Source organism: Streptomyces sp. NPDC020731 (assembly GCF_044334705.1).
In the GTDB taxonomy this organism is placed as follows: Bacteria; Actinomycetota; Actinomycetes; order Streptomycetales; family Streptomycetaceae; genus Streptomyces.
In genome coordinates this window covers 1-1,330 of sequence record NZ_JBIRTN010000054.1, presented here as the reverse complement: position 1 = coordinate 1,330, position 1,330 = coordinate 1, and the positions used below count along the sequence as shown (strand labels likewise).

Annotated in this window: 1 protein-coding gene; it reads left to right on the top strand. The window is 66.5% G+C overall.

Annotated elements, in window-relative coordinates; genetic code table 11:
* Positions 1-50 precede the first annotated feature (50 nt).
* Positions 51-1,303 (top strand): IS3 family transposase gene (locus ACH4VX_RS35595; RefSeq protein WP_398373471.1). Its coding sequence is split into 2 segments (ribosomal slippage): positions 51-333 and positions 333-1,303, totalling 1,254 coding nucleotides; the frame shifts between segments, so codons are not numbered across the junction.
* Positions 1,304-1,330 lie beyond the last annotated feature (27 nt).

The following is a 1,330-nucleotide window of genomic DNA, read 5'->3' as shown; positions in this document are numbered from 1 at the left end:
TGAACCGTTCCGGGTTCGGTAGGGACTCGATCATTTGAGAGGATCGAGTCATGGCACGTCCTTCCCAGTACCCGCTTGAGCTGCGCCGTCGTGCGGTGCGCATGGTCGCCGAGGTGCGGCCCGACTACGACACCGAGTGGGCCGCGATGAAAGCGGTCGCCGCGAAGCTCGGGATCGGCACGACCGAGACGCTGCGCAAGTGGGTGCGGCAGGACCAGATCGACGCAGGCAGCCGGCCGGGGACGACGACGGAGGAGTCTGCCGAGCTGAAGCGGCTGAAGAAGGAGAACGCCGAGCTCAAGCGGGCGAACGAGATCCTCAAAGCCGCGGCGTCTTTCTTCGCGGCCGAGCTCGACCGGCCACACATACGCTCGTAGCCTTCATCGACGAGCACAAGGACCGCTTCGGCGGTGTCGAGCCGATCTGCCGCGTGCTGACGATGCACGACTGCAAGATCGCCCCTGCCACCTACTACGCCCACCACAAACGCCGGACCGCGCCGTCCGCCAGGACCGTGCGGGACGCCGAACTGAAGGAGCACATCAGCGAGGTCTTCGAGGCCAACTACCGCGTCTACGGGGCCAGGAAGATCTGGCGGGAGCTGAACCGGCAGGGCCAGGCCGTGGCCCGCTGCACCGTCGAACGCCTGATGCGCGAGCTCGGCATCACCGGCGCCGTCCGCGGCCGGCGCGTGATCACCACGCTTCCCGGCGGCCAGGCCGGGCGGGCTCCCGACCTCGTCGACCGCAACTTCGTCGCCGGCGCCCCGAACCGCTGCTGGGTCGCGGACTTCACCCATGTCAGAACGTGGGCCGGCGTCGTCTACGTCGCCTTCGTCGTGGACACCTTCTCCCGCCGGATCGTCGGCTGGTCGGCGGCCACCGTGAAGGAAACGGTCTTCGTGCTGGATGCCCTGGAGATGGCGATCTGGCAGCGCGACCGTGACCAACATCCCGTTCAGCCAGGCGAGTTGATCCATCACTCCGATGCCGGGTCGCAGTACACGAGTTTCCGGCTCGCCGACCACCTGGAGGCCGCCGGCATCGCCGCCTCCATCGGATCGGTCGGCGACGCCTACGACAACGCCCTGATGGAGAGCACGATCGGGCTGTTCAAGACCGAACTGATCAAGCCCCGACGGCCGTGGAAGACGCTGTCCGACATCGAGCTCGCCACCGCCGAGTACATCGACTGGTACAACCACCGACGACTCCACGGTGAGATAGGCCACGTCCCGCCCGTCGAATACGAGACCACCCACTACCTCGCAACCACGAAACCCCAGGTCACACCCAACAACTGAGATCTCTACCGAACCCGGAACGGTTCA